This window comes from Methyloversatilis universalis FAM5, assembly GCF_000214035.2.
Lineage (GTDB): Bacteria > Pseudomonadota > Gammaproteobacteria > Burkholderiales > Rhodocyclaceae > Methyloversatilis > Methyloversatilis universalis.
In genome coordinates this window covers 324,491-347,287 of sequence record NZ_AFHG01000052.1, presented here as the reverse complement: position 1 = coordinate 347,287, position 22,797 = coordinate 324,491, and the positions used below count along the sequence as shown (strand labels likewise).

Genomic DNA, 22,797 nt, shown 5'->3' with positions numbered 1-22,797 from the left:
GTTTCTGCCGAAACTTGAGCGGCGAAAATTGCCGCCAGCGGTCAAAGTTCTCGTTCGCCGCGGCTGGGAGAAGCGCTCAGCCGGCGGTGCGCACGCAGTTGCGCCCGGCCTTCTTCGCGGCCAGCAGCGCCTGATCGGCCAGCGTGAGCAGCGCATCGGCGTCCGGCATCGCGGGCAGCCGTTCGGCCACGCCGACGCTGATCGAGCTTTTCAGTCGCAGGCGCCCGGCCTGCACCGGCACCGCAGCCACGCCCGCCCCCACCCGCTGGGCGCAGGCGAGCGCCTGCTGCAGGTCGGTGTCCGGGCAGATGATGAGGAATTCGTCGCCACCGGTACGGCACACCACATCCTGCGTACGCATGCAGGCGCGGATCGCGCGGGCGGTCTGTTCGAGCACCTGATCGGCCACGTCGCGGCCGTAGGTTTCATTGATCTGGCGGAAGTGATCCACGTCGATCAGCATGCAGGACAGCGAGCGGTTGCTGCGCTGCGCGATGGCCCACTCCTGGGCGATGCGCTCCATCGCGTAGCGACGGTTCGGAAAGCCGGTCAGGGCGTCGGTCATCGACACTTCCTGCAGGCGCCGGTTGCTCACGCCCAGTTCGGCCGCGTAGCGGCGGATTTCCTCGCGCTCGGTTTCCAGTTCGCGCTGCATGCGCACCAGTCGCTGTGCGGCACGCAGTCGCGCCTCGAGCACCCGAGGCCGCAGCGGCTTCACCATGTAATCGTCTACACCGGATTCGAAGGCCTCGACCAGACGCGCATCCTCCTCGTGACTGGTCAGCACGATGATGTAGATGGAGCGGCCCATCCGGGTCTGGCGCAGCGTGCGGGCCAGTTCCAGACCGTTCATCTGCGGCATCACCCAGTCCACCACCATGATGTGGGGCTGGAATTCGAGTGCGCATTCCATGCCCCGCACGCCGTCCTCGGCGGTGGCCACCCGGTAGCCGCCGCGCACCAGCAGCGTCTGAAGCGTCAGCCGGGTGGCCGCGTCGTCGTCGACCACCAGCACGCGCAGACCGTCTCCGGCCGGCGCGTCGTTGGCCGCAGACGGAAAGGCCGCTGGCGGCTGTGGCGGCGCCAACGTCTCCGGCTCGGCGGACATGGACAGATTCGGCAAGGCATAGGCATCGACCGGCAGCATGGCCGACCAGTCCTTCCAGTCTGCCGCGACGTCTTCGCACAGGGCCGACACCTGCTCCGGCACCCACTCCATGCGCGCCGCCAGCGCCTTGGCGGCATCCACCGCTTCGCTCCGGCCGGCGTCGTCCGCCATGCAGGCGGTCTCGATCGCACGCGCCAGACCGAGCGCGAGCGTGAGACCGTATTCACGCGAACCGTCTTCCGCCGGCAGCGTCAGCGCCCCCTCGTGCCGCAGTACCGCTGCCACGAAGAAGCGGGGCATGCCCCAGTCGGCCAGCATGGCGGCACTGAGTTCGACATGGCTCATCGCGAACGCCTGCCGCTCCAGATCGAGCAGCGCCACCGGATCTCCGCGCGCCTCATCGAGCACGCGCGAGTACTGGGCCGGAAACACGCTGGCCAGCCCGAGCGCGCCGATGCCGGCAAGCAGGCCGACGCTGAAGCTTTCCTCGACGCCGGCAGTACGCAGCCGCATCAGTATCTTCTGCATCGCGATCGCGCGGATGACCGAACCGGTCCAGAAACGCGCGTACGGGAAGCTGCGGCAGAGGCCCTCACCGCTGCTGGAAATGAGCGAAAAGCCCAGCGCGAGATTGCGCACGGCCGCCATGCCCAGCACAGCCAGCGCGTCGCGCAGCGCCACCACCGGACGGGCGCCGGACGCCAGCGACCCGTTCGCTGCCCGCACCAGACGGCCGACCAGGGCCGGATCGCCCTGCACCAGTCGCGCAAGTTCCGCCAGCGAAGCATCGCCCCGCTGGCTCATGCGGGCGATCGAGAGGGCAATGCCCTTGGGCGAAGGCAGTTCGCCCGCGGCCTTGATTTCCTCGAATCGCCGGGTGTCGATCAGATCGTTCATGCGTGGCAAATGGAATCCGGCATACGGAGTGCTTACGGCCGGGGCGACGGAGTACTTGAGGGCACGGCCACCGCCTCGGGGCGCTAAACTCCCGGTCTGACAGCGAAATGCGCGGGAAAACAGACAGATGAAGTACTGCACCCACTGTGGAGGCGGGGTCGAACTGAAGGTGCCGGACGGCGACAACCGCCCGCGTCATGTGTGCACCGCATGCGGTCGCATTCATTACCAGAACCCGCGCATCATCGTCGGCACGCTGCCGGTGTGGCAGGACAGGGTGCTGCTGTGCCGGCGGGCGATCGAACCGCGGTACGGCTACTGGACGCTGCCAGCCGGTTTCATGGAGAACGGGGAAAGCGCGGCCGAGGGCGCACAGCGCGAAACCCTTGAGGAAGCCTGCGCGCGGGTCCGGGTGCTGGAGCCCTACACCCTGGTCAGCGTGCCCTTCATCGACCAGCTGCATCTGCTGTTCAGGGCCGAACTGCTGGATCTCGATTTCGCGCCGGGCACCGAATCGCTGGAAGTGCGGCTGTTCGAAGAGGCCGACATTCCGTGGGACGACCTGGCTTTCCGCAGCGTGTCGCTGACGCTGCGCGCCTTTTTCGAAGAGCGCCGCAGCGGCCGCTTCGGCGTGCACCACGTGAGCCTGCCGCCGATCGACAACTGAGTGCGGGCCGCCGGAGCGCGGACGGCCGCGCGGTCCGCGCTCAGCCGCCGGTCACCGCCTCGCTGCCGGACGGCCCGAAGCTGAAACTGAAGGTGGCGCCCTGCCCCGGTACGCCTTCGGCCGACACCTGGCCGCCGTGCAGGCGGATCGCGCGCTGCACGATGGCCAGACCGATGCCGCCGCCGTCGAATTCGCGGTTGTTGTGCAGACGCTGGAAGGGCGCGAACAGGCGGCCGACATAGGTCATGTCGAAGCCGGCGCCGTTGTCGCGCACGCAGTAGCCGGCCTGACCGCCCACCGGCGCCTGGCCCAGTTCGATGCGCGGCTGCGGCTGCAGCCGGGTGAACTTCCACGCATTGCGCAGCAGGTTCTCCAGCACCACGCGCGCCAGCCCGGGGTCAGCATCGACCCACAGCCCTTCCGGAATGACCCACTGCACCCGACGCTCCGGCGCTTCGGCATCGAGTTCGCGTGCGATGTCGCGGGCGAAATCCGACAGATTGATCAGCGTGCGGCGCACCTCGGCGCGGGACACCCGCGACAGTTCCAGCAGGTCGTCGATCAGTTCGCCCATGCGCTGGCTGTTGCGACGGATGCGCGACAGGTATTCGCGGCCCTGTTCGTCAAGCAGATCGCCGTAGTCCTCGACCAGCAGCCGCGAAAAGCCGTCCAGCGCACGCAGCGGCGCGCGCAGGTCGTGCGACACCGAATAGCTGAACGCCTCCAGTTCCTTGATCGCGGATTCCAGCGCCACCGTACGTTCGCCGACGCGGCGTTCCAGTTCGTCGTTCTGCAGGCGGACGTTGTCGACCTTTTCCGCCTGCAGCCGGATCGCGGCGCGCTGGGCGGTCACGTCGCGCCGCACCGACACCAGCCCGGTGAATTCGCCGTCGTCGTCGCTGAGCGGAATCACGCTGACTTCATAGGTGCGCGGATCGTTGCCGGCCAGATCGAGCACCTCCTCACCCTCGTAGGGCCGACGGGTGCGCGCCACCTCCTCCGCGATGGCGTGATGCCTGCGCAGCACCTCGGTCAGCGAAGGCAGGTAGGCCGCCAGTTCCTCACTGGTCGCCCCCAGCCAGGCGGTCTTCTTCAGGCAGCGGGTGTCGAGCAGCGCCCGGTTGGCCAGGCGCCAGCGCAGATGCCGGTCCTTCAGCACGATCAGTTCGGGCAGCGCATCGACCAGCGCACGCAGCCTGAATTCCTCCTCGCGCAGCGCCTCGCGTGCCTGCATTTCGGCGGAAATGTCTCGGCTGACGCCGCGGTAGCCGGAGAAAGCGCCAGTGGCGTCGAACACCGGTTCGCCGGACGACGCCAGATAGCGCCAGCGGTGGCCGTCGCGCCGTCGCGACAGGAAATCACGGAAAGCTTCATGTTGCTCCAGCGTCTGACGCAGCATGCCCCAGGGCAGGGTCAGCGCCTCCTCGCCCGGGATTTCCCAGGGCGCGCAGCCGTCGAGTTCGGCATCCCCGAAATGCACGCCGGTCAGTTCGTCCGGCAGCCGGTGATAGCGCAGATCGGCATCCAGCTCCCAGTGCCAGTCGGAGGAGAGCAGCGTGAGCGCGCGGAAATGGGATTCGCGCTCGCGCAGCGCGCGCCGCGCCGCCTGCTTTTCCGACATCGCGGCGCCGATGAACAGCGCGGTCGCGGCGGTCAGCATGATCAGTCCGTGCAGCACCAGAAGCTGCACCTGCATCGGATGCGGGCTGAACGGCGAGGTACCGTTCACGGTGCCGGCCAACGCGGTGAGCGAGGCGATCAGGAAGGCCGACCAGCCGACCCGGGGCGCGAAACGCAGCGCCACCCACACCACCAGCGGCAGCGCCATGTAGAGCTGCAGCATCGGATCCGGAAACAGGGTCACCCCGGAAAAGCTCACCGCCAGCAATCCGAGCAGACCGCCGACCACCAGCAGCTGTTCGAACGCGCGCTTGCGCATCTGCGCGAACGGGCGACGGGACGACCAGGCCAGCAGCGGCAGCAGACTGACCAGGGTGCCCAGCGCGTCGGCCAGCCACAGGGCCGAACCGTGTTCCAGCCAGCGCGCCGCCGGCAGTCCCTGCCCGAGCGCGCTGCCCGCCACCGAAGCCGCGGCACTGGGCACCGCCGAAAGATAGATGCAGGCCAGCAGCTTGAGCGCACCATCGGTGCGTTCGATCAGGTCTTCGCTGTGCCCGGCAAAGCGCCGCAGCAGCGCGGCGCACAGCCACGGCGCGCAGACCTGCCCGACGGCATGAAACACCGTAGCGACCGCGCCATGCCCGGCCAGCAGCGCGGAACCGGCCACCCCGGCCAGCACGCCCGGCAGGTTGCGGACGCCGCCGCGCAGCAGCGCGAAAGTGGCCAGACCCATCGGCGCCCACATCGGCATCAGCCCGGATGCGGGGTCGCGCAGCCGCACGCTCAGCGCGGCCAGAAGGCAGTAGGCGACCGCGATCAGCAGATTGACCGCCAGGCCGTGAGCGCCGGCCGAGGGCTGGCGGTCGGCCGGCGACTGCACCGATGCGCTCATGTGCGGTACTCCGCCCGCTGGCCGGCGGCTTGACTACGGCAGCGGTACTTTCTAGTTTTCAACGACTGCCGCACGAAACATTCCTGTGGAGCGTGGTGATGGAACGACGTCGATTCATCGCCGCATGCGGTGCCGCATGCGGAATGGCCGGACTGCACTGGCCTGCGGAAGCCGGTACGGCACGGCGTTTTCCCCGCAGCGTGCTCACCGACGAGCACGGCAGACCGTTGAAAGCATCGACGCTGCAGGTGGGCCGCAACTACGTATTCCCCTGGCCCTACCCGGCAACGCCCTGCTTCCTGCTGGATCTGGGCAGGAAAATTGAGGGCCGCAATGACCTGCGCACGGCCGACGGTCAGCGCTACGACTGGCCGGGTGGCGTGGGCCCCCGGCAATCTGTCGTCGCCTACTCGGCAATATGCTCGCACAAGCTGACCCATCCGACACGCGATATCAGCTTCATTGCCTACCGCGAACAGGCCACCCCGCACAGCCGGCACGCCCGCGTGATCCACTGCTGTTCGGAACACAGCCAGTTCGATCCGGCGGCGGGCGCCCGGGTGCTGGACGGACCGGCCCCGCAGCCGCTGGCCACGATACTGCTCGACTATGACGCCCGTCGCGACGAACTGAGCGCGGTCGGCACGCTGGGCGGCGACCAGTTCGACCGCTTCTTCGAAAGCTTCGGATTCCGCCTCGCGCTGGAACATGGCGGCGAACGCGCTGCCCGGCCGGTCGGCCCGACGACCCGGGTGCTCGGAATGGATCAGTTCTGCCGGCAGCAGGTGCGCTGCTGAACGGGGAAGCGGGCAGGAAGCATGTTCATCCGGACAGGGGCGGGCGGTCATGGTCGGGCCGTTCGGGGTCTCCCGCTTCCAGTTCGAGTTCCACCGAGAACCCGTCCGCCGGAAGCGAATCCGGTATTACGGCCTTTTGCGCCGCGGTCTTGAAAGCCGCCCGCAGCGCCGCTTCGGTGGCCGGCGCGGCACCGGCTCCGGAAAAGGTCACGTCGATCACCCGGCGCGCGCGCAGGTGCACCGCCACCGTGAAGGCCGGCGGCAGACCGGACAGTTCCGGCCATACGCCCCCGGCCAGTTCGCGCGCCAGCGCATAGCGCAGCGCCCGCAGCGCACCCTCGGACGGGGCGCCCTCCGCAGCCGCCGGCGTCGCCCCAGTTGAGCTCGCGCCGGGCACCGCCGCGTCGACACCGGCCGGCACGGCTTTCTTTGCCGGGCGCACGGCAGCCGGCCCGGCAGCGCGCGCCACGGTCATCACCGCTTCCTCCGCCGGTGTCTCATGCCCGGCCGGTGCGGATACCGCCGCGAGGCGCACAGTCACCTGCGGCGCCCGTCCGGCCGCCTCGCCCGGTCTGCGCGGCGGATCGGGCCACAGCAGCGCACCGTGCAGCAGCAGCGACGCCAGCAGCGGAAGCGCGAGCGGCCGGCACCACGCAAACGATTGACGCGGTTGCAAATTCATCTTCCTTTGCTAGAGTGTTCGGGCACCTTGTACCGCTGGCCGGTACGGATGCGTGACGACACACGTTTCACTTCGCCTGACCCCATTTCAGAACGAGGATGCGTAGGACGATCATGCAGGAGCTGCCTTCACCGAGCATAGTTCACGAACCGCGCCGGTCGACCCACCCGTGGATCCTGACCCTGGACGCCAATGGCGTGCCGCACCGATGGGTGAGCTGGCAGCACGCGGTGTTCTATCACTCCAAGGACCTGGTGGCCTGGGTGGCCGGCAGTCATGAATTCGAGATCCGGGGCGGCATCAACCGGGTGACCGGCGAACAGTCCTGCATCCGCACCAACAGCATCATCGCGATCAAGGGCCGCAGTCACGCGCACAAACTGCAGACCGCGGTCCCGCCGCTGAACAACCGCGAACTGTTCCACCGCGACCGCTCGATCTGCGGCTACTGCGGCGGCGAGTTTTCCTACCAGAAGCTGACGCGCGACCACATCGTGCCGGTGTCGCAGGGCGGGCGCGACCTGTGGATGAACGTGGTCACCTGCTGCCGCCCCTGCAACCAGCGCAAGAGCGGCCGCACGCCGGAACAGGCGCGCATGCAGCTGCTGTACACGCCCTATGTGCCGAACAAGGCGGAATACCTCATCCTGAGCAACCGCAACATCCTGGCCGACCAGATGGATTTCCTGGCCCAGCACGTGAACGCGAACAGCCGCTGGAAGGCGGCCTGAGCGCCCGGCCGGTCAACCGGCCAGACTGCCCGGACGGCGGATGTTGCGCGGCAGCAGCAGCTGGAACACCGTACCCTGCCCCACCGCACTCTTGCCGGACAGCGAACCGCCCAGCGTGCGGGCCAGCGTCAGTGCCTGGGCGAGCGACGGACGGCCGCTGGCCGATCCGTCGGCGGCGAACAGCGCCGCCACCCGCGCCGCGTCCATGCCGCGACCGAAGTCGCGGATGCGTATCTCCGCGAACAGCGCACCGTTCAGATTGACACCTTCCGCGGTGCTGACCGCGATGCGGCCCGAGGTGCCGACATGCTCGGCGCTGGTCGCCAGCAGGGTCTGCAGCAGTTCGCGCAGCGTCGCCAGCGGCAGATGCAGCGGCGGCAGCGCGCTGTCCAGATGCAGTTCGGTGGTGATCGAGCGGCTGCGGAACAGGCGCTCGTCCGCCTCCGCCACCACCTGTTCGATCAGCTGGTTCAGATCGATGCGCTGCGCCTCCGCCGACACGTCGGGCGGACGGCTTTCGAACTGACGCAACACGGTTTCGATGCGCTCGATCTGGTCGCCGAACACGGTCAGTTCGGAATCGACCAGAGAATCCGCGCCCATCTTGAGCCGCATGGACTTCACCTGATGCCGCAGCAGGCCCAGCGGCGTATGCAGGTCGCCGCGCAGCTGGCGCGCGTGCGCCGCGTACTGTTCGGCCATGCCGTCGCGCAGTTCGGTCAGCGCCTGCGCGCGCTCCGCCTGACGGCGCAGCGAAGCTGCCGACGCGCTGGCCAGCGCATTCAGTTCGCCACCGCGCGCAGTCAGCGACGCCAGCCCGGACGCCGGCAGCCGGTACAGCGCCAGCGCCTCGACGCCGGCGTCGCTCACCAGCGGCTGCAGCCAGGCCGCTTCGCCGGGAGACAGACGGAGCAGGCGCTGCAGACCGACAGGCAGCGCCGAAGCAGCGCGCACATCCGCACACGACCACGGCTGACCGGCCGCCAGCGCGGTCCACACCGCCTCCATGCCCGAAGCGGCGAAATCCACCGTCTGGGGAATCGGCCGCAGATGCGCATCGCCCGGGCGGAAACGGCGGCCCTGTTGCGGGTCGGCCCGCAGCACGCGTGGGGACGGCAGATCGAACAGCAGCGCGGACGCCAGATCGAGCGATCGCCACAGCGGGCCTTCGCTTTCGTGATCGCACACCCGCGCCAGCAGACCGGCGCGCGCCAGCTCGAGCACGACCGGCGGCTCGGCCGGCGGCGCGGGCTGCGCATCAAAGATCGGGCACCAGGGCAGACCCGGCGCGCTCACCTGCTCCACCCGGAGCAGCCCCAGCAGATGCCCCAGCTCGACCAGACGCAGGCGCGCGGCGCGCATCGCATCGGCCACCGCAGCTTCGTCCAGGCCGGTCAGACGCTGCGCGAGCAGCGACTGCTGGGCCGCATCGCCCCGGCCACCGCCGGCCAGTTCTTCCGCCGCGCGCGCAAGCTTGAGGCTGTCCGGCTCGTTACCGAACAGTGCGGCGTCGGCGTGCGAAAAGCGCAGCGCATCGGCCAGTTCGAGCGCCCAGGGCTCCGTGAGCAGATCGGCACCGGCTTCGCCATGGTGACGGCCGGTCTCGTTCAGTTCGAGCGACACCAGTTCGGCCTCGCCGAGCGCACGGCTGAAGCGCGCCGGGGCCGTCATCGCCTGCAGCGGAAGTGCGACGTCGAGCAGCAGACCGGCCAGCGCCAGGTCGTCCGGGTCGGCCCGGCCGGTGCGCAGTGCCAGTTCGCGCGCGATTTCGGCGGTGAACAGGGAATGGATCCAGAAGGACTGATGGCCGGCACCGCCCTGCGCCCCGCTGCGGGTGCGTTCGTCGGCATCGAGCAGGGCCGCCTGCAGCAGCGGACGGCCGCAGGCATCGATCACCGCGTCCAGGCGGGCGCCGGGGCCATCCATCGGCAGGTCGGGCATACGGCCAGCCACGCGCAGCAGACGCAGCACCAGCAGCGGGTCCAGCCGCAGCAGCGCATTGAACGAACGCAGCGCAGCCGGCAGCGCACGCCGTCCGAGCGCCACATCCGCGACGAGCGGAAGCATGGGCAGGCCGGGCGGCATGGCACAGTCGGTCGCACGTGCGGCGGGGGCTGTCATGCGGGCTGAACGCTCTTTGTTGCAGCGGACGGATGGGCGTCGGCTGCTGACCTCTTTGGTTTATCGGCCGTTCTGATGACGGTATATGCCTTTGATCATACCGCAGCAATTTGACGGAAACCCGCGCCAATACTGGGATGCGGCATGGTTCACAGGGTCGTTGCAGGCGGACGTCGCCCATTTCGCCAGCAAGTCGAAGCCGGGCGCAGAAATCGCGGAAATCCGTCCAACCATTACAAATCGTTACGCGAATTCCAATCCGGGTTTACAGCGCCCGGACATGCTGGTTTCGCCGCCGGAGCATTCCGGCAGATGGAGAACACGATCATGAATACGCACGACACGCCCCGTTCCCGCAGCCGCTGGTTCAGCGCCCTGGCAGGCGCCGGCGCACTGTCCGCACTGCTGGCACTCAACCTGCCGGCGCAGGCCCACCCTTCCGCCGGCGACGGCGCACCGCACGCGCGGCACGGCATGTCCGGCGAACAGCGGCCGGACGGCGAGCCGGGCCGGGCCCACGGCCGTCATTTCGAACGTCACATCGAGCGGGTATTCGCCAAGGTGGGCGCGAGCGATGAGCAGAAGGCGCGGGCGCGCGACATCCTGCGCGCCAGCGAGGACCAGATGAAGACGCTGCACGCCGGCCATGCCGACGAGCGCAGCCGCACGGTGGCGCTGCTGTCGGCCGACACGATAGACCGCAACGCGCTGGAACAGCAGCGGGCCGCCCGGCTGGCACACATGGACGAGGCATCGAAGCTGATGACCCGCACGCTGGCCGACCTGGCCGAAGTGCTGACGCCGGCGCAGCGCAAGGACGCCGCGCCGATGCTGGCGGGCATGGGCGGCCACGGGCCGCGACACGGCAAGGGTGGACACCACCGTCCGCACGGCGATGGCCCGAAGCCGGCGGACGCGCCGCGCGGCTGAGGCGGGTCAGCGGGTGCCGAACAGCCGGGCCAGTTCGGCGCCCGGGTCGGCGGCGCGCATGAAGGCTTCGCCGACCAGGAAGGCATGCACGTCGCGCGCCCGCATGGTGGCGACGTGCTCAGGCGCCAGGATGCCGCTCTCGGTGATCACCACCCGGTCCGCCGGGATGCGCTCAAGCTGGGACAGCGTGAAGTCCAGCGACACCTCGAACGTGCGCAGGCTGCGGTTGTTGATACCCATCAGCGGGGTGTCGAGCTGCAGCGCGAGATCGAGCTCGCCAGCGTCGTGGCTTTCCACCAGCACCGCCATGCCCAGGCCCTTGGCCAGCGACTCCAGCGCGCGCATGTCGGCCACCGCCTGCGCCCGTTGCGCGGCGTCGGCCTCGCCGGACGGCGGCAGGAAGGCAGCGACGATGAGCAGGATGCAGTCCGCGCCCATCGCCCGCGCCTCGACCACCTGATATGGGTCGATGATGAAATCCTTGCGCAGCACCGGCAGCCCGCAGGCGGCGCGCGCCTCGACCAGATAATCCGCCCCGCCCTGGAAGTACTGGCGATCGGTCAGCACCGACAGGCAGGCGGCGCCGCCGGCTTCGTAGGAGCGCGCGATATCGGCCGGACGGAAATCGGCGCGCAGCACGCCCTTGGACGGACTGGCCTTCTTCACTTCGGCAATCACCGCCGGCTGCTTCGCGGCCACGCGGGTTTTCAGCGCGGCGACGAAATCGCGGGTCGGCGTCTGCGCCGCGGCCCGCGCATGGAGTGCGTCGATAGCCTCGACCGCACGGCCGGCGGCGATTTCCTCGCGCTTGGTGGCGAGAATTTTCTGCAGGATGTCGGACATCGTTCTGCCCCTTCAAATGTGAGCTGCAGGCGACCGCCCGGGCGGCCGGGCCCTGCCGCGTACGGCCGGGGCGCCTGCGGAATTCAGCCGGCGAACGAACGCGACAGCTCGACCAGCTTGTCGAGCCGCTGCCGCGCGGCGCCGGATTCGATCGCTTCGCGCGCCCGCTCCACGCCGTCGCGCAGGCTGTCGGCCACGCCGGACACGTAAAGGCTGGCGCCGGCATTGAGCAGCACCACATCGCGCGCCGGCGGATGGCTGCCGTCGAGCGCGGCCAGCAGCATGTCGCGCGAGGCCTGCACGTCGGCCACGCGCAGCGTGTCCAGCGCATGCACCGCCAGACCGAAGTCGGAGGGGTGCACGGTGTATTCCTTCACCTCGCCGTCGCGCAGTTCGCCGACGAAGGTGTCGCCGCTGATCGACAGCTCGTCCAGCCCGTCGCGGCCATGCACCACCATCACGTTGCGCGAACCCAGTTCCTTCAGTACGCGCGCCAGGATGCCCACCAGATCGGCGTGAAACACGCCCATGACCTGGTTGGCGGCACCGGCCGGATTGGTCAGCGGACCGAGAATGTTGAACATGGTGCGCACGCCCAGTTCGCGGCGCACCGGCGCGGCGTGCTTCATCGCGCTGTGGTGGTTGGGCGCGAACATGAAGCCCACACCCACCTGTTCGATGCACTGCGCGACCTGGGGCGGCGTCAGGTTCAGCGTGACGCCCAGCGCCTCCAGCACGTCGGCAGAACCGCTCTGCGACGAACTGGCGCGCCCGCCGTGCTTGGCGACGCGCGCGCCGGCCGCCGCAGCGACGAACATCGACGCGGTGGAAATGTTGAAGGTGTGGGCGCCGTCACCGCCGGTGCCGCAGGTATCGACCAGGGTGGCGGTGTTATCCACCGGCACCTTCATCGACAGCTCGCGCATCACCATGGCGGCGGCGGCGATCTCGCCTACGGTTTCCTTCTTGACCCGCAGGCCGATCAGGATGGCGGCGATCAGCGGTGCCGACACCTCGCCGGTCATGATCTGGCGCATCAGCGCGGTCATTTCATCGCGGAAGATTTCGCGATGCTCGATCACGCGCTCGAGCGCCTGTTTCGGGGTGAAGCTGGTCATCGCCTGCCCTCCTCGCTCAAGGCTTGCGGAACTCGTCCAGGAAGTTCTTCAGCATCTGGTGGCCGTGCTCGGTCAGGATGGATTCCGGATGGAACTGCACCCCTTCGATGGCCAGCGTCCTGTGCCGCAGGCCCATGATTTCGCCATCGTCGGTCCACGCGGTCACTTCCAGACAGTCCGGCAGCGTGTCGCGCGACACTGCCAGCGAGTGGTAGCGGATGGCAGTGAACGGATTCGGCAGACCACGGAACATGCCCTTGTCGGCATGGTGGATGGCCGCGGTCTTGCCGTGCATCACCACCTTGGCATGCACCACGTCGCCGCCGAAGGCCGCGCCGATGCTCTGGTGGCCCAGGCAGACGCCGAGGATGGGGTACTTGCCGGCGAAGCTCTTGATCAGCGGCACCGACACGCCGGCCTCGTTTGGCGAACAGGGGCCGGGCGACACCACGATGTGGTCCGGCTTCAGCGCGTCGATCTGGTCCAGCGTGATTTCGTCGTTGCGGAACACCCGCACGTCCTCACCCAGCTCGCCGAAGTACTGCACGAGGTTGTAGGTGAAAGAATCGTAATTATCGATCATCAACAGCATGTCATTTCCCCTGCCCTGCAGTGCCCGCTTCAAGTCCGGCTTCGGCCAGTTCCGCGGCGCGCAGTACCGCGCGCGCCTTGTTCAGCGTTTCCTGCCATTCGCCTTCGGGCGTCGAATCCATCACCACGCCGCCGCCGGCCTGTGCGTGCAGCAGGCCGTCCTTGATTACCGCGGTGCGCAGCGCGATCGCGACATCCATGCCGCCGTTGAAACCGAGGTAGCCGACCGCGCCGGAGTAGATGCCGCGCTTGACCGGTTCCAGCTCGTCGATGATTTCCATCGCGCGCACCTTGGGCGCACCGCTGACGGTGCCGGCCGGGAAGGTGGCACGCAGCACGTCCATCGCGGTCAGACCCGGCTTGAGCACGCCTTCGACGTTGCTCACGATGTGCATCACGTGCGAGTACTTCTCGACCACCATGCGGTCGGTCACTTCGACCGAACCGATGGTGGCGACCCGGCCCAGATCGTTGCGGCCCAGATCGACCAGCATGATGTGCTCGGCGCGTTCCTTCTCGTCCGACAGCAGGTCTTCGGCCAGCGCACGGTCTTCTTCGGCATTGGCACCGCGCTTGCGGGTGCCGGCGATCGGCCGCACCGTCACCTTGTCGCCTTCGAGGCGGGCCAGGATTTCCGGGCTGGCGCCGACGATGTGGGTGTCGCCGAGATTGAAGAAGTACATGTAGGGCGACGGGTTCAGCGCACGCAGCGCGCGGTACACCGCCATCGGCGTGGTCGCCAGCGGCTTGCTCATGCGCTGTGACGGCACCACCTGCATGATGTCGCCGTCGAAAATGTAGGTCTTGGCCTTCTCGACCGCGGCGCAGTAGGCGTCGTGGCCGAAACCGGATTCCGCCGGCACCGACGGGCCGCGTGGCGTGTCCGGCGCCTCGAGCGGCGCCTTCAGCTGCGCGCTCAGCGCGTCCAGCCGCGCCTCGGCCGCCTGCAGCGCGCCCGGCTGGGCCGGATCGGCATAGACGATGAAGGTGAGCCGGCCCGACAGATTGTCGAACACCGCCAGTTCGTCCGACAGCAGCAGATGAATGTCCGGCACGCCCAGCGGGTCGGCCTTGTTCCAGCCCGCAGCCAGGCGGCGTTCCACGTAGCGCACCACGTCGTAACCGAAATAGCCGACCAGCCCGCCGGAAAAACGCGGCAGGCCCGGCAGGTCGGGCACGCGGTAACGGCCGAGGAAGGCCTGCACGAAGGCCAGCGGATCGCTGCTTTCCGCGGTTTCGATCACTGCGTCGTCGCGCAGCACCTCGATGCGCTCGCGGCGCACGACGATGCGGGTCTGCGCCGGCAGGCCGAGGATGGAGTAACGGCCCCAGCGTTCGCCGCCCTGCACCGATTCCAGCAGGTAGGAATACGGCGCGTCGGCCAGCTTCAGATAGGCGGACAGCGGGGTGTCGAGATCGGCCAGTGCCTGACGCGACACCGGAATGCGGTTGTAGCCGGCGCGTGCGAGCGCCTCGAATTGATCTTGATTCATGGACAGACCGGAGAGCGGGGATTGAACGGGCGCCGCGGATCTACCGCGCACGCCTGACCGGGAGCAGGCTCAGGCGCCGCGCCACAGGTACCCGTGCAGGGGCGCGCGGGCGCGGCTGCGGGCGGGTGTCTCCTTGGAAGTCAGGCTGTCCATTCAGATGTCGGTCGGAAGTGCGACCCGTTCGAGCAGGTCGGGGAGCGACGATAGTAGCCCATCGCAATCTTTTGCGTCCAGCACGCGCCCTTCGCTGTAGCCCCAGGGCACGCCCAGCACCGGCACGCCGGCATTGCGGGCGCAGTCGATGTCGTTGTACGAGTCGCCCACGTGCAGCAATGCGGATGGCTGCACGCCCAGTTCGCGCGCGGCGTGCAGCAGCGGCGCCGGGTCCGGCTTCTTCTGCGGCAGGGTGTCGCCGCTCACCACGCTGGCGAAGTGATGGCGCATGTCCATCTGTTCCAGCAGCGGCAGCGTGAAGTCGGCCGCCTTGTTGGTGACGCAGGCGAGGCGGAAGCCGGCCGCGCGAAGCGCTGACAGCGTGTCGTGCGCGCCCGGATACGGGGCCGCGCGCTCGCCGTTGCGCGCCCGGTAGCAGCGCTTGAACACCGCGATCGCCTGCTGCAGCAGCGCGGCGTTCTGCGCCCGCCCGCCGAGGCAGCGCTCGACCAGATTGGGAATGCCGCGGCCGACGAATACCCGCACCTCGTCGTCGCTGCGTGGCGGCATGCCCAGTTCGGCCGCCATGTCCTGCGCGGCGGCAGCCAGGTCTGGCACGGTGTCCAGCAGCGTGCCGTCGAGGTCGAAGCTGATGGCCGCGACCGTGAAGCGCTGCGTCATGCTCAGACCGCTTCCAGCTGGGTGCGCAGCGCGGCGATCACGCTGTCGTAACGGTGCGGGTCGCTGTCCTTGCCGGCACCGAACACCGCCGAACCGGCGACGAAGGTGTCGGCGCCGGCGCGGGCGATTTCGGCGATGTTGTCGATCTTCACGCCGCCGTCGATTTCCAGCCGGATGTGGCGGCCGGTGCGCGCCACGTATTCGTCCAGCCGGGCGCGCACCGCGCGCAGCTTGTCGAGCGAGGACGGAATGAAGCTCTGCCCGCCGAAGCCCGGGTTCACCGACATCAGCAGCACCACGTCGAGGCGGTCCATCACGTGATCGAGGTAGTGCAGCGGCGTGGCCGGATTGAACACCAGACCGGCCTGGCAGCCATGGTCGCGGATCAGCGACAGCGTGCGGTCGATGTGCTCCGACGCTTCCGGGTGGAAGGTGATCACGTTGGCGCCGGCCTTGGCGAAGTCCGGAATGATGCGGTCCACCGGCTTCACCATCAGGTGCACGTCGATCACCGCGTCGGTGTGCGGACGCAGCGCCTGGCACACCAGCGGGCCGATGGTCAGGTTGGGCACGTAATGGTTGTCCATCACGTCGAAATGGATCCAGTCGGCGCCGGAGGCGATCACGTTGCGCACCTCCTGTCCGAGTGCGGCGAAGTCGGCCGACAGGATGCTGGGGGCGATCAGGTAATCCAGATTGGTGGTGCTCACGGTACGGCTCCGTATTCTCGAAGCCGCGATTGTACCGGTGGCCGGACGGCGTCCGCCGCTTGCCGCGTCACCGCAGTTCGGTTAAATAGCGGTCATGGCCGAATCGAAAAAATACGAAGTGACGGTGAGCGTGCAGGCGCGCTACGTCGAAGACCAGTCCGCCCCGGAGGACAGCCGTTTCGTGTTCGCCTATACGGTCACCATCGTCAACACCGGCAGCGTGCCGGCGCAGCTGATTAGCCGGCACTGGATCATCCGCGACGCGCAGAACGCCGAACAGCAGGTGCGCGGCCTCGGCGTGGTCGGCCAGCAGCCGCTGCTGAAGACCGGCGAGCGCTTCGAATACACCAGCGGCTGCGCACTGAACACGCCGGTCGGCACCATGCGCGGCAGCTACCAGATGGTGGCCGAGGACGGCACCCAGTTCGAGGCGGACATTCCCGAATTCACGCTGGCCATGCCGCGCGTGCTGCACTGAGCACGCGGGCGACATGTCGCTCGCATCCTCCTACACACGGCTCGCCCCGCTGTACGACACGGTGGTCGCGGCCGCCTCGCGCGGAGCGCGGCGTGACAGCCTCGCCCACCTGCCGCGCACGCCGGCCGACGTGCTGCTGACCGGCGTCGGCACCGGCCTCGACCTGCCCTTCCTGCCGCCCGATCACCGCTACACCGGCCTCGATTTCAATGCCGCCATGCTGGCGCGCAGCCTGCCGCGCGCCTCCGGCCTGGACTACACGGCGGTGCGCGGCGACGCCATGCGCCTGCCTTTCGCCGACGCCTCCTTCGACTGCGTAGTGCTGCACCTCATCGTCGCCGTGGTGCCGGACGGTGCCGCCTGCCTGCGCGAAGCGGCCCGGGTGCTGCGTCCGGGCGGCGCCGCGCTGGTGCTGGACAAATTCCTGTCGCGCAACCGCCCTGCCCCACTGCGCCGGCTGCTGTCGCCACTGGCCGGGCGCATCGCCACCCGGCTCGACGTGGTGTTCGAGGAGGCGGCGGCCAGCCTGCCGTTCGCGGTGGTGAGCGACCAAGCCGCGGCTTTCGGCGGCTGGTTCAGGCAGATCCGGCTGCTGCGGACCTGAGCCGGCAAGGCAGCAAGCGCGGCGAGGGCGCCGCTCCCACAAGTACTGGCAGCGCCCGGCACAGATTCCCGTGGGAGCGGCGCCCTCGCCGCGATGCGGCAGTGACCCCGCACTGCCTCGGAACATGCCGCACCCGCGGCATCACCGTCAGCGGACAGCCGCTCAGCCGACCAGCCGCGCCACCCACGGCCGGCCGACCGGGCTGGTGAGCACCAGGAACAGCACGACGTTCAGCACCACGGTGACCCAGAACACGCGGCGGAAGGAGGCCTTCACCGACTTGTGGCGCAGGAACTGCTGCGCCAGCAGCGCGCCCGGCCAGCCACCGACCACCGCCATCAGATGCAGCCGCGGTTCGGGCACGCGCATGGCACCGGTCTGCGCCTGCTGCTTGTCGATCGCGTACAGCGCGAAGGTGACCAGGCTCACCGTCAGATAGAGCAGGAACCAGCCGTGCGGCGCCTGCCACAGCACGCTCACGACCACCATCAGCAGCAGGAAGACCGGAATCAGGAACAGCGTGGCGCCGCCCCACTGCGCCGCGGCCGGCGCCTCACGAACCTCCACGCGACCGGTTTTCAGTGCCGCACCGGCCAGCGTCACCCGCTGCGCGCAGGGCCGGCCCTTGCGGTCGCGGCCCGGCTCAAAGGACACCCGGTCGCCCTCGGCCGGCCGCCGGCCTTCGACGTCGAAGGCGCTGACATGCACGAACACGTCCTCGCCGCCCTCATCCGGCGTGATGAAGCCGAATCCCTTGTCGTCCTTCCACGAACGCAGCCGTCCGTCCTTGCGCATGCCTGTCCTCCGAATGAACTGCCGGAATTGCCCTGCCGGTGTCGGCAGAAAATCAGGCCGCGGACGATATCACCGCCGGCGCCCGGCCTGTTCGACGATGTGGTCCGGCCACTCGAAGGCGTCGCAGCGCGGGCAGTCGAGCAGCGCGCCGAGATGGGCGGCGCGCCCTGCTTCGCTGGTCACCCAGGGCCGGTTGATGAAGGGCGGCAGATGGCGCACGTGCTGCCGGTGGCCGCAGGCCAGCCGGGCCACCCAGTGGCCCTCCTCGTCGGTCAGATAGCCGGTGATCGGCTGCTTCACGGCGCCGGCTGCGCGCGCACCGCGCCCAGCCACGGCTCGAAGCGGCGTCCCCACGCCACCTCGGCTTCGAACGATGCGTCACCGCTCTCCAGCTTCGCGCGGTCCAGACCGTCGAAACCGCCGCGCAGCGCATGCGGCACCGAAATGTCGCCCACCGCAAGCGCGCTCAGCGTGCCGGACATGACCGTGCGCTCCGGCAGGCGGTTGACCCAGGGCCGCACCCGGCCCTGCACGATGGCGTAACGCTGCACCTCCGGATAGCGCTGCCTCAGCGCCGTGGCATCGCGCCCCGCGTCGACAGCGAACAGCCTGGACGCACGCGCGCGCTCGAACGCCAGCCCCTCCTGCGCCGACTTCAGGTCACGCGCGTCCTGTTCGCGCTGCCCGTCGCGCGCCAGCACCTCGTCGACCCGCGCCTGCGCCCGCGCCACTTCACGCGCCCATGTCGGCCCCGCCAGCTCCAGCACGACGAACACCTCGCGCTCCGGATACAGGGCCTCGGCACCGCGCGACAGGTCGAAGCCCAGATTGCGCAGCTTGGCCTCGTCCAGCCACTCGGCACCGCCATAGAACTGTTCGGCGCGGTGGCTCACCCGCCAGTTCAGCGCCAGCGAGAGGCCGCCGCGTTCGCCGTCCACCTCGAAGGCATAGGGCAGCCGCAGTTCGCGCTGGCTGAGCGTGAGCCGGCTGGTCGGCTCGCCCGAGCGGTTCCACGCCACCCCCGCCAGCACGACCGCATTCACCGCGACGATGAGCGCGACACCGCCCATGACCAGCCTGCGCTGCAGCCGGTGCGGTCGTGCCGGGTCGGGCGCGGGCGTCGCACGGCGATCGCTCACCGGCGCCTGCATGCCCACGCCGGCCGCGCGCAGCCGCTTCAGCACGAAAATGACCAGCAGCGCGACCAGGCCGAGCAGCAGGAAAAACAGGAACTTAGGCATCAGCTGCCACCACCAGTCGAACAGCTTGGTGTAGAGGAAGATGACGAAGAAGGTGACCGCGGTATGGCTCACCTCGGGCCAGCCGCGGCGGGTGCCCAGCCAGGCCAGCAGACCGCCGGCCACGAAGCCGGCGATCTGATAGACACCTTCGACCGCGCTGGCCGGAAGCGGCAGATAGCTCGCCCGCCCCCAGTTCGCCAGCACCAGCATGGGCAGGAAGAGCGCCAGCAGCGCCACGACGCGCCAGGTGGCGTCGAAACCCGGATGACGACGGTGATCGACGAAGAAGGGCACACAGAACATGGCCAGCGCGGCCGGCAGGAAATGCTCCGGGCGCTCGCCCAGATCCAGCCAGTACAGGCCGCTCCAGGTGCCGACCCGCGCCGCAATGAAGGCGGCGATGCAGATCAGGCCGGCCACCAGCAGCAGGCGCAGTTCGCAGGTGTAGGCCAGCAACAGCGCGAATGCCGCCCACGGCAGCAGCGCCTTGTCCGACGGCGTGATGTTGAAGCTGGCGCCGAGCAGGCTGAGGTTCAGCACGAAGCAGACGAAGGCCACCAGCGCGGCCAGCTTGGTGAAGTAACCGGCGCTGTCGCGGCGATGCAGCCAGGCGGTGAGGCCCAGCGTGGCGAGCGACGAGGCGGCCAACACGGCCACCTGCAGCGCTTCGGACAGCTGCGGCCAGAACTGGCGGAACAGGAAGAACACGCTCGCCGCCAGCGCGAGCGCGCCGAGAAAGGAGGCGATGCGCAGCCCGAGGGTGAGCTGCCGGTCGCGCTGCGTGGTGTCGACGTCGGGCCGCGCCGCCAGCTGCGCCAGCAGCGCCTCGTGATGCGCGGCCACCGCCGCCGCGTCGGCGCCGCCCAGCCCTTCGGCCGCCAGCCGCATCTGCTCGCGCCGCCAGGCGTGGATGTCGTCGGCGCGCTGCTGCGCTTCGGCGCGCGTCAGTTCGGCACTCATCGAAGGGCTTCCGGATGTCATCGCCGCATGATGCCATGCCGGCGCGACGTGATCGGCCGGCGGTGCATCGGGCACAATCCGTCCATGGATCAAGCCCCCGTACCGCTCGTGCGCGGCAGCCTGCGCGCACTCAAGATCATCCTGCTCACCTTCACCGGCATCGGGCGCACCCGCATGATCAACCGCACCACCGAAGGGCTGGGCCCGCAGCACTTTCTGCTCGGCGGGCTGTTCGCGGCCATCCTGGTGAATGTGGCACTGGTCAGCCTGGTGCTGTGGGCGACCGGCTGACCGCGCGGACGCCCTACTCGCCCTGGTAGCCCACCAGCACCACGTCGGCCCCGGCTTCGCGCAGCGGCACCAGCGCCTGATAGGCCGGCGAGTCGTGCCAGGCTCGTGCGCCCGCCGCATCGGCGAAGCGCAGCACCACGGTGTCGGTGCGCGGCCAGTCGCCGGCCAGCACCGCATCCACCCGGCCGCGCATCACCAGCTCGCCGCCGAAAGGCGCCAGCGTGGCGCCGACCCGGGCGCGGTAATCCGCCCAGCGCGCGGCATTTATCACCCGGATGTGGCCGATCACGAAATAGCTCATGTCGCCGCCAGCCGCCAGAGCGTGGTCACTTCCTTCGAGCGCGCCGGGTACAGCGGGTCGCTGCGGTCCATCGCCTTCGGGTGACGGGGGCGCGCGTCGAGCCGGCCGACGACCTTCAGACCGGCGGCGGCGATCAGGCCCGCCAGTTCGTCCGGCGCACGCAGGCCGAGGTGTTCGGCGAAATCGGACAGGATGAGCCAGCCCTCGCCGCCGGGCGCCAGATGCGCCGTCAGGCCGGCGAGAAAGCCGCGCAGCATGCGGCTGTCCGGGTCATACACCGCGTACTCCAGCGGCGAACTCGGCCGTCCCGGCAGCCAAGGCGGGTTGCACACCACCAGCGGCGCGCGGCGAGCCGGAAACAGATCGGCCTCGATCACCTCGACCTGCGCCGCGATGCCCAGCCGCTCGACGTTGTCACGCGCGCAGGCCAGCGCACGCATGTCCTGGTCGGTCGCCACCACCCGCGCGATGCCGCGCTTCGCCAGCACCGCCGACAGCACGCCCGTGCCGGTGCCGATGTCGAACGCGGTCGAGTCGGTCTTGAGCGCCGTCGGCAGCGGCGCCTTCGCCACCAGATCGACATATTCGCCGCGCACCGGCGAAAACACCCCGTAATGCGGATGGATGCGCGCGCCCAGCGCCGGAATCTCGACGCCATTGCGTCGCCACTCATAGGCACCGATCAGCCCCAGCAGCTCGCGCAGCGACATGACATAGGCCTCGGCCGCCTCGCCATGGGCCTGACTGCAGGCCGCCGTCACGTCCGGCGCGCGGCGCAGCGGAATCACGTGACCGGCATCCACCGGTATCAGCAGCATGCCCAGCGTGCGCGCCCGCTGCGACTGCGCCAGCCGGTGCTGGTTGAACGCATCGCGCGGCGTCGCCGCCGGCTTGCGCGGCTTGCGATCCACCCGCCGCGCCATCGCCTGCAACAGCTGCCGCGCGTTCTGGAAGTCACCGCGCCACAGCAGCGCCGTGCCTTCGCTGGCGAGGCGGAAAGCCTGATCAGCCGTCATCGTGTCGTCGGCGACGACGACCTTCTTCGGCGGAGGGACGCCGGCTTCGGATTGCCAGTGCAGGTCGTGCCCGGCATCGCCGGCGGGCAGAACGGGTCGTGAATCAGTCAAGGTTCGGATACCGGGTCAATCTGATTTGCATATATATAAGCGAAGGAGACGATCACCCGCAGGTCATCAGACGGGCGCACCGGCTTCGCGCGTCCAGTTTTCCACCACCAGCCCCGGGTAATCCGCGAAATCCGCTTCGTTATTGGTAACCAGAATGGCGTCGACGCTTACGGCATGCGCCGCAATCATCCGGTCGAGCGCGTTGCGCCGACGGTCGCGAACGGCAGCCCGCAAGGCGCCGAAGGACTGCGCGGCCGGAATGTCGAAGGGCAACACCGGAATGCGCTGAACCAGCGCCTCCAGCACGCTCTCGTCCCGCGCCCGGGTCTCCTCGCGCATTTCAAGACCGGCGCGCAACTCGGCATAGGTCACGACCGACATGACCGCGTCGCCCTCGCGCAACGATTCGAGCCGTGCAATCACCTGGGGCGGCGCCTGCTTCATGAGGTAGATGCAGATATTGGTATCGAGCATCCACGCCATAACCTAGGCGCCCTCCCTGGAAGTACCGGCAGCGCCCCAGTCCCGCTCCAGCTCCTCGTGGAATTCTCGCCCTTCGGACATGAAATCCGGACTGAACATCGCGAAAATCTCGCCCACACCGGCAAGGCTCTTGCGCTGCGCCGGCCGCACTACCAGCGTATTCCCCACCCGCTCGATCTCCACCTCTTCCGACACCCCGGCAATGGCCAGTTCCTTCGGAATGCGCACGGCGAGCGAGTTACCGCTTTTGAAGATTCGGGTTCGCATGGGATGGAAAATTGCTTAGGTGTACATACAGGATATACACCGAAAACCTGCGTCGCAACGTATTGATCTTCTTAGCGCAACAGAAGGGAATACCCGCGGGCAGCGAGCACGCCGCCCTGAACGCCCTTCCTTGGACTGCCGCAACGATAGTCGGAGGGTGCTTCTGGCTACCCCCCCCTCTCAGCTTGTGTCGTCCTTAACTCACGAAACGGAACG

At 68.9% G+C, this 22,797-nt stretch carries 24 protein-coding genes; 7 read left to right on the top strand and 17 right to left on the bottom strand.

Annotation, left to right across the window (positions count from 1 at the left end; translation table 11 throughout):
• Positions 1-76: 76 nt before the first annotated feature.
• Positions 77-2,005 carry a GGDEF domain-containing response regulator gene (locus METUNV1_RS12650; RefSeq protein ID WP_008062324.1) on the bottom strand — a complete coding sequence of 643 codons (1,929 nt, stop codon included), beginning with the start codon at positions 2,003-2,005 and terminating at the stop codon, positions 77-79.
• A gap of 127 nt (positions 2,006-2,132) precedes the next feature.
• Between METUNV1_RS12650 and METUNV1_RS12645 the strand changes: the two genes are divergently transcribed.
• Positions 2,133-2,672, top strand: coding sequence for an NUDIX hydrolase (locus tag METUNV1_RS12645; RefSeq protein ID WP_008062321.1), 540 nt, complete (start codon positions 2,133-2,135; stop codon positions 2,670-2,672).
• Between the two features lie 40 nt (positions 2,673-2,712).
• Here the strand turns inward: METUNV1_RS12645 and METUNV1_RS12640 are convergent, their stop codons facing one another.
• On the bottom strand, positions 2,713-5,184 hold the full coding sequence (locus tag METUNV1_RS12640) for an MASE1 domain-containing protein (RefSeq protein ID WP_008062319.1): 2,472 nt from the start codon (positions 5,182-5,184) through the stop codon (positions 2,713-2,715).
• Positions 5,185-5,327: 143 nt separating this feature from the next.
• Between METUNV1_RS12640 and METUNV1_RS12635 the strand changes: the two genes are divergently transcribed.
• On the top strand, positions 5,328-5,981 hold the full coding sequence (locus tag METUNV1_RS12635) for a Rieske (2Fe-2S) protein (RefSeq protein WP_008062317.1): 654 nt from the start codon (positions 5,328-5,330) through the stop codon (positions 5,979-5,981).
• A 25-nt stretch (positions 5,982-6,006) separates the two neighbouring features.
• On the opposite strand, the gene METUNV1_RS12630 is transcribed toward METUNV1_RS12635, so the two are convergent.
• Positions 6,007-6,663 carry a hypothetical protein gene (locus METUNV1_RS12630; RefSeq protein WP_232416215.1) on the bottom strand — a complete coding sequence of 219 codons (657 nt, stop codon included), beginning with the start codon at positions 6,661-6,663 and terminating at the stop codon, positions 6,007-6,009.
• Positions 6,664-6,776: 113 nt separating this feature from the next.
• On the opposite strand from METUNV1_RS12630, the gene METUNV1_RS12625 reads away from it, so the two are divergent.
• Entirely contained in the window at positions 6,777-7,394 is a 618-nt protein-coding gene (locus tag METUNV1_RS12625; RefSeq protein ID WP_008062315.1) for an HNH endonuclease, read from the top strand.
• Positions 7,395-7,406: 12 nt separating this feature from the next.
• Here the strand turns inward: METUNV1_RS12625 and METUNV1_RS12620 are convergent, their stop codons facing one another.
• Positions 7,407-9,461 (bottom strand): HDOD domain-containing protein, encoded by a 2,055-nt coding sequence (locus tag METUNV1_RS12620; RefSeq protein ID WP_232416214.1) that lies wholly within the window; start codon positions 9,459-9,461, stop codon positions 7,407-7,409.
• A gap of 381 nt (positions 9,462-9,842) precedes the next feature.
• On the opposite strand from METUNV1_RS12620, the gene METUNV1_RS12615 reads away from it, so the two are divergent.
• Positions 9,843-10,445, top strand: a complete 603-nt coding sequence (locus METUNV1_RS12615; protein ID WP_008062313.1) for a Spy/CpxP family protein refolding chaperone — start codon at positions 9,843-9,845, stop codon at positions 10,443-10,445.
• Between the two features lie 6 nt (positions 10,446-10,451).
• Here the strand turns inward: METUNV1_RS12615 and trpC are convergent, their stop codons facing one another.
• The 6 genes from trpC to rpe all read right to left on the bottom strand — a co-directional run bounded on the left by trpC (position 10,452) and on the right by rpe (position 16,034).
• On the bottom strand, positions 10,452-11,288 hold the full coding sequence (trpC, locus tag METUNV1_RS12610; protein WP_008062312.1) for an indole-3-glycerol phosphate synthase TrpC: 837 nt from the start codon (positions 11,286-11,288) through the stop codon (positions 10,452-10,454).
• A gap of 83 nt (positions 11,289-11,371) precedes the next feature.
• Positions 11,372-12,406: an anthranilate phosphoribosyltransferase gene (gene trpD, locus METUNV1_RS12605; protein WP_008062311.1), complete on the bottom strand. Its 1,035-nt coding sequence runs from the start codon at positions 12,404-12,406 to the stop codon at positions 11,372-11,374.
• Positions 12,407-12,422: 16 nt separating this feature from the next.
• Positions 12,423-12,998, bottom strand: a complete 576-nt coding sequence (locus tag METUNV1_RS12600) for an anthranilate synthase component II (protein WP_043359810.1) — start codon at positions 12,996-12,998, stop codon at positions 12,423-12,425.
• A 1-nt stretch (position 12,999) separates the two neighbouring features.
• Positions 13,000-14,490: an anthranilate synthase component I gene (gene trpE, locus METUNV1_RS12595; protein WP_008062309.1), complete on the bottom strand. Its 1,491-nt coding sequence runs from the start codon at positions 14,488-14,490 to the stop codon at positions 13,000-13,002.
• 153 nt (positions 14,491-14,643) lie between these two features.
• Positions 14,644-15,324, bottom strand: a complete 681-nt coding sequence (locus METUNV1_RS12590) for a phosphoglycolate phosphatase (protein WP_008062300.1) — start codon at positions 15,322-15,324, stop codon at positions 14,644-14,646.
• A 2-nt stretch (positions 15,325-15,326) separates the two neighbouring features.
• The gene (rpe, locus tag METUNV1_RS12585) at positions 15,327-16,034 is read right to left on the bottom strand and encodes a ribulose-phosphate 3-epimerase (RefSeq protein WP_008062298.1); all 708 of its coding nucleotides are present in this window, start codon (positions 16,032-16,034) and stop codon (positions 15,327-15,329) included.
• Between the two features lie 94 nt (positions 16,035-16,128).
• Between rpe and apaG the strand changes: the two genes are divergently transcribed.
• Both apaG and METUNV1_RS12575 read left to right on the top strand, forming a co-directional pair.
• Positions 16,129-16,512 carry a Co2+/Mg2+ efflux protein ApaG gene (gene apaG, locus METUNV1_RS12580; RefSeq protein ID WP_008062292.1) on the top strand — a complete coding sequence of 128 codons (384 nt, stop codon included), beginning with the start codon at positions 16,129-16,131 and terminating at the stop codon, positions 16,510-16,512.
• Between the two features lie 13 nt (positions 16,513-16,525).
• Entirely contained in the window at positions 16,526-17,116 is a 591-nt protein-coding gene (locus METUNV1_RS12575) for a class I SAM-dependent methyltransferase (protein ID WP_008062291.1), read from the top strand.
• A gap of 162 nt (positions 17,117-17,278) precedes the next feature.
• On the opposite strand, the gene METUNV1_RS20225 is transcribed toward METUNV1_RS12575, so the two are convergent.
• From METUNV1_RS20225 to METUNV1_RS12560, 3 genes are all read right to left on the bottom strand, one after another.
• Positions 17,279-17,911 carry a cold shock and DUF1294 domain-containing protein gene (locus METUNV1_RS20225; protein ID WP_008062290.1) on the bottom strand — a complete coding sequence of 211 codons (633 nt, stop codon included), beginning with the start codon at positions 17,909-17,911 and terminating at the stop codon, positions 17,279-17,281.
• 69 nt (positions 17,912-17,980) lie between these two features.
• The gene (locus METUNV1_RS12565; protein ID WP_008062289.1) at positions 17,981-18,211 is read right to left on the bottom strand and encodes a DUF3565 domain-containing protein; all 231 of its coding nucleotides are present in this window, start codon (positions 18,209-18,211) and stop codon (positions 17,981-17,983) included.
• On the bottom strand, positions 18,208-20,112 hold the full coding sequence (locus METUNV1_RS12560) for a DUF4824 family protein (RefSeq protein WP_008062288.1): 1,905 nt from the start codon (positions 20,110-20,112) through the stop codon (positions 18,208-18,210). Before METUNV1_RS12560 ends, METUNV1_RS12565 begins: the two co-directional genes overlap by 4 nt.
• An 84-nt stretch (positions 20,113-20,196) precedes the next feature.
• Between METUNV1_RS12560 and METUNV1_RS12555 the strand changes: the two genes are divergently transcribed.
• Positions 20,197-20,403 (top strand): DUF2970 domain-containing protein, encoded by a 207-nt coding sequence (locus tag METUNV1_RS12555; RefSeq protein WP_008062287.1) that lies wholly within the window; start codon positions 20,197-20,199, stop codon positions 20,401-20,403.
• A 13-nt stretch (positions 20,404-20,416) separates the two neighbouring features.
• Here the strand turns inward: METUNV1_RS12555 and METUNV1_RS12550 are convergent, their stop codons facing one another.
• From METUNV1_RS12550 to METUNV1_RS12535, 4 genes are all read right to left on the bottom strand, one after another.
• The gene (locus tag METUNV1_RS12550; RefSeq protein WP_008062286.1) at positions 20,417-20,704 is read right to left on the bottom strand and encodes a DUF1330 domain-containing protein; all 288 of its coding nucleotides are present in this window, start codon (positions 20,702-20,704) and stop codon (positions 20,417-20,419) included.
• Entirely contained in the window at positions 20,701-21,831 is a 1,131-nt protein-coding gene (locus METUNV1_RS12545; RefSeq protein ID WP_051165232.1) for a methyltransferase, read from the bottom strand. Before METUNV1_RS12545 ends, METUNV1_RS12550 begins: the two co-directional genes overlap by 4 nt.
• A 66-nt stretch (positions 21,832-21,897) precedes the next feature.
• Positions 21,898-22,305, bottom strand: a complete 408-nt coding sequence (locus METUNV1_RS12540; protein ID WP_139026355.1) for a type II toxin-antitoxin system VapC family toxin — start codon at positions 22,303-22,305, stop codon at positions 21,898-21,900.
• A 12-nt stretch (positions 22,306-22,317) separates the two neighbouring features.
• Positions 22,318-22,581, bottom strand: coding sequence for an antitoxin (locus METUNV1_RS12535; protein ID WP_043359808.1), 264 nt, complete (start codon positions 22,579-22,581; stop codon positions 22,318-22,320).
• Positions 22,582-22,797 lie beyond the last annotated feature (216 nt).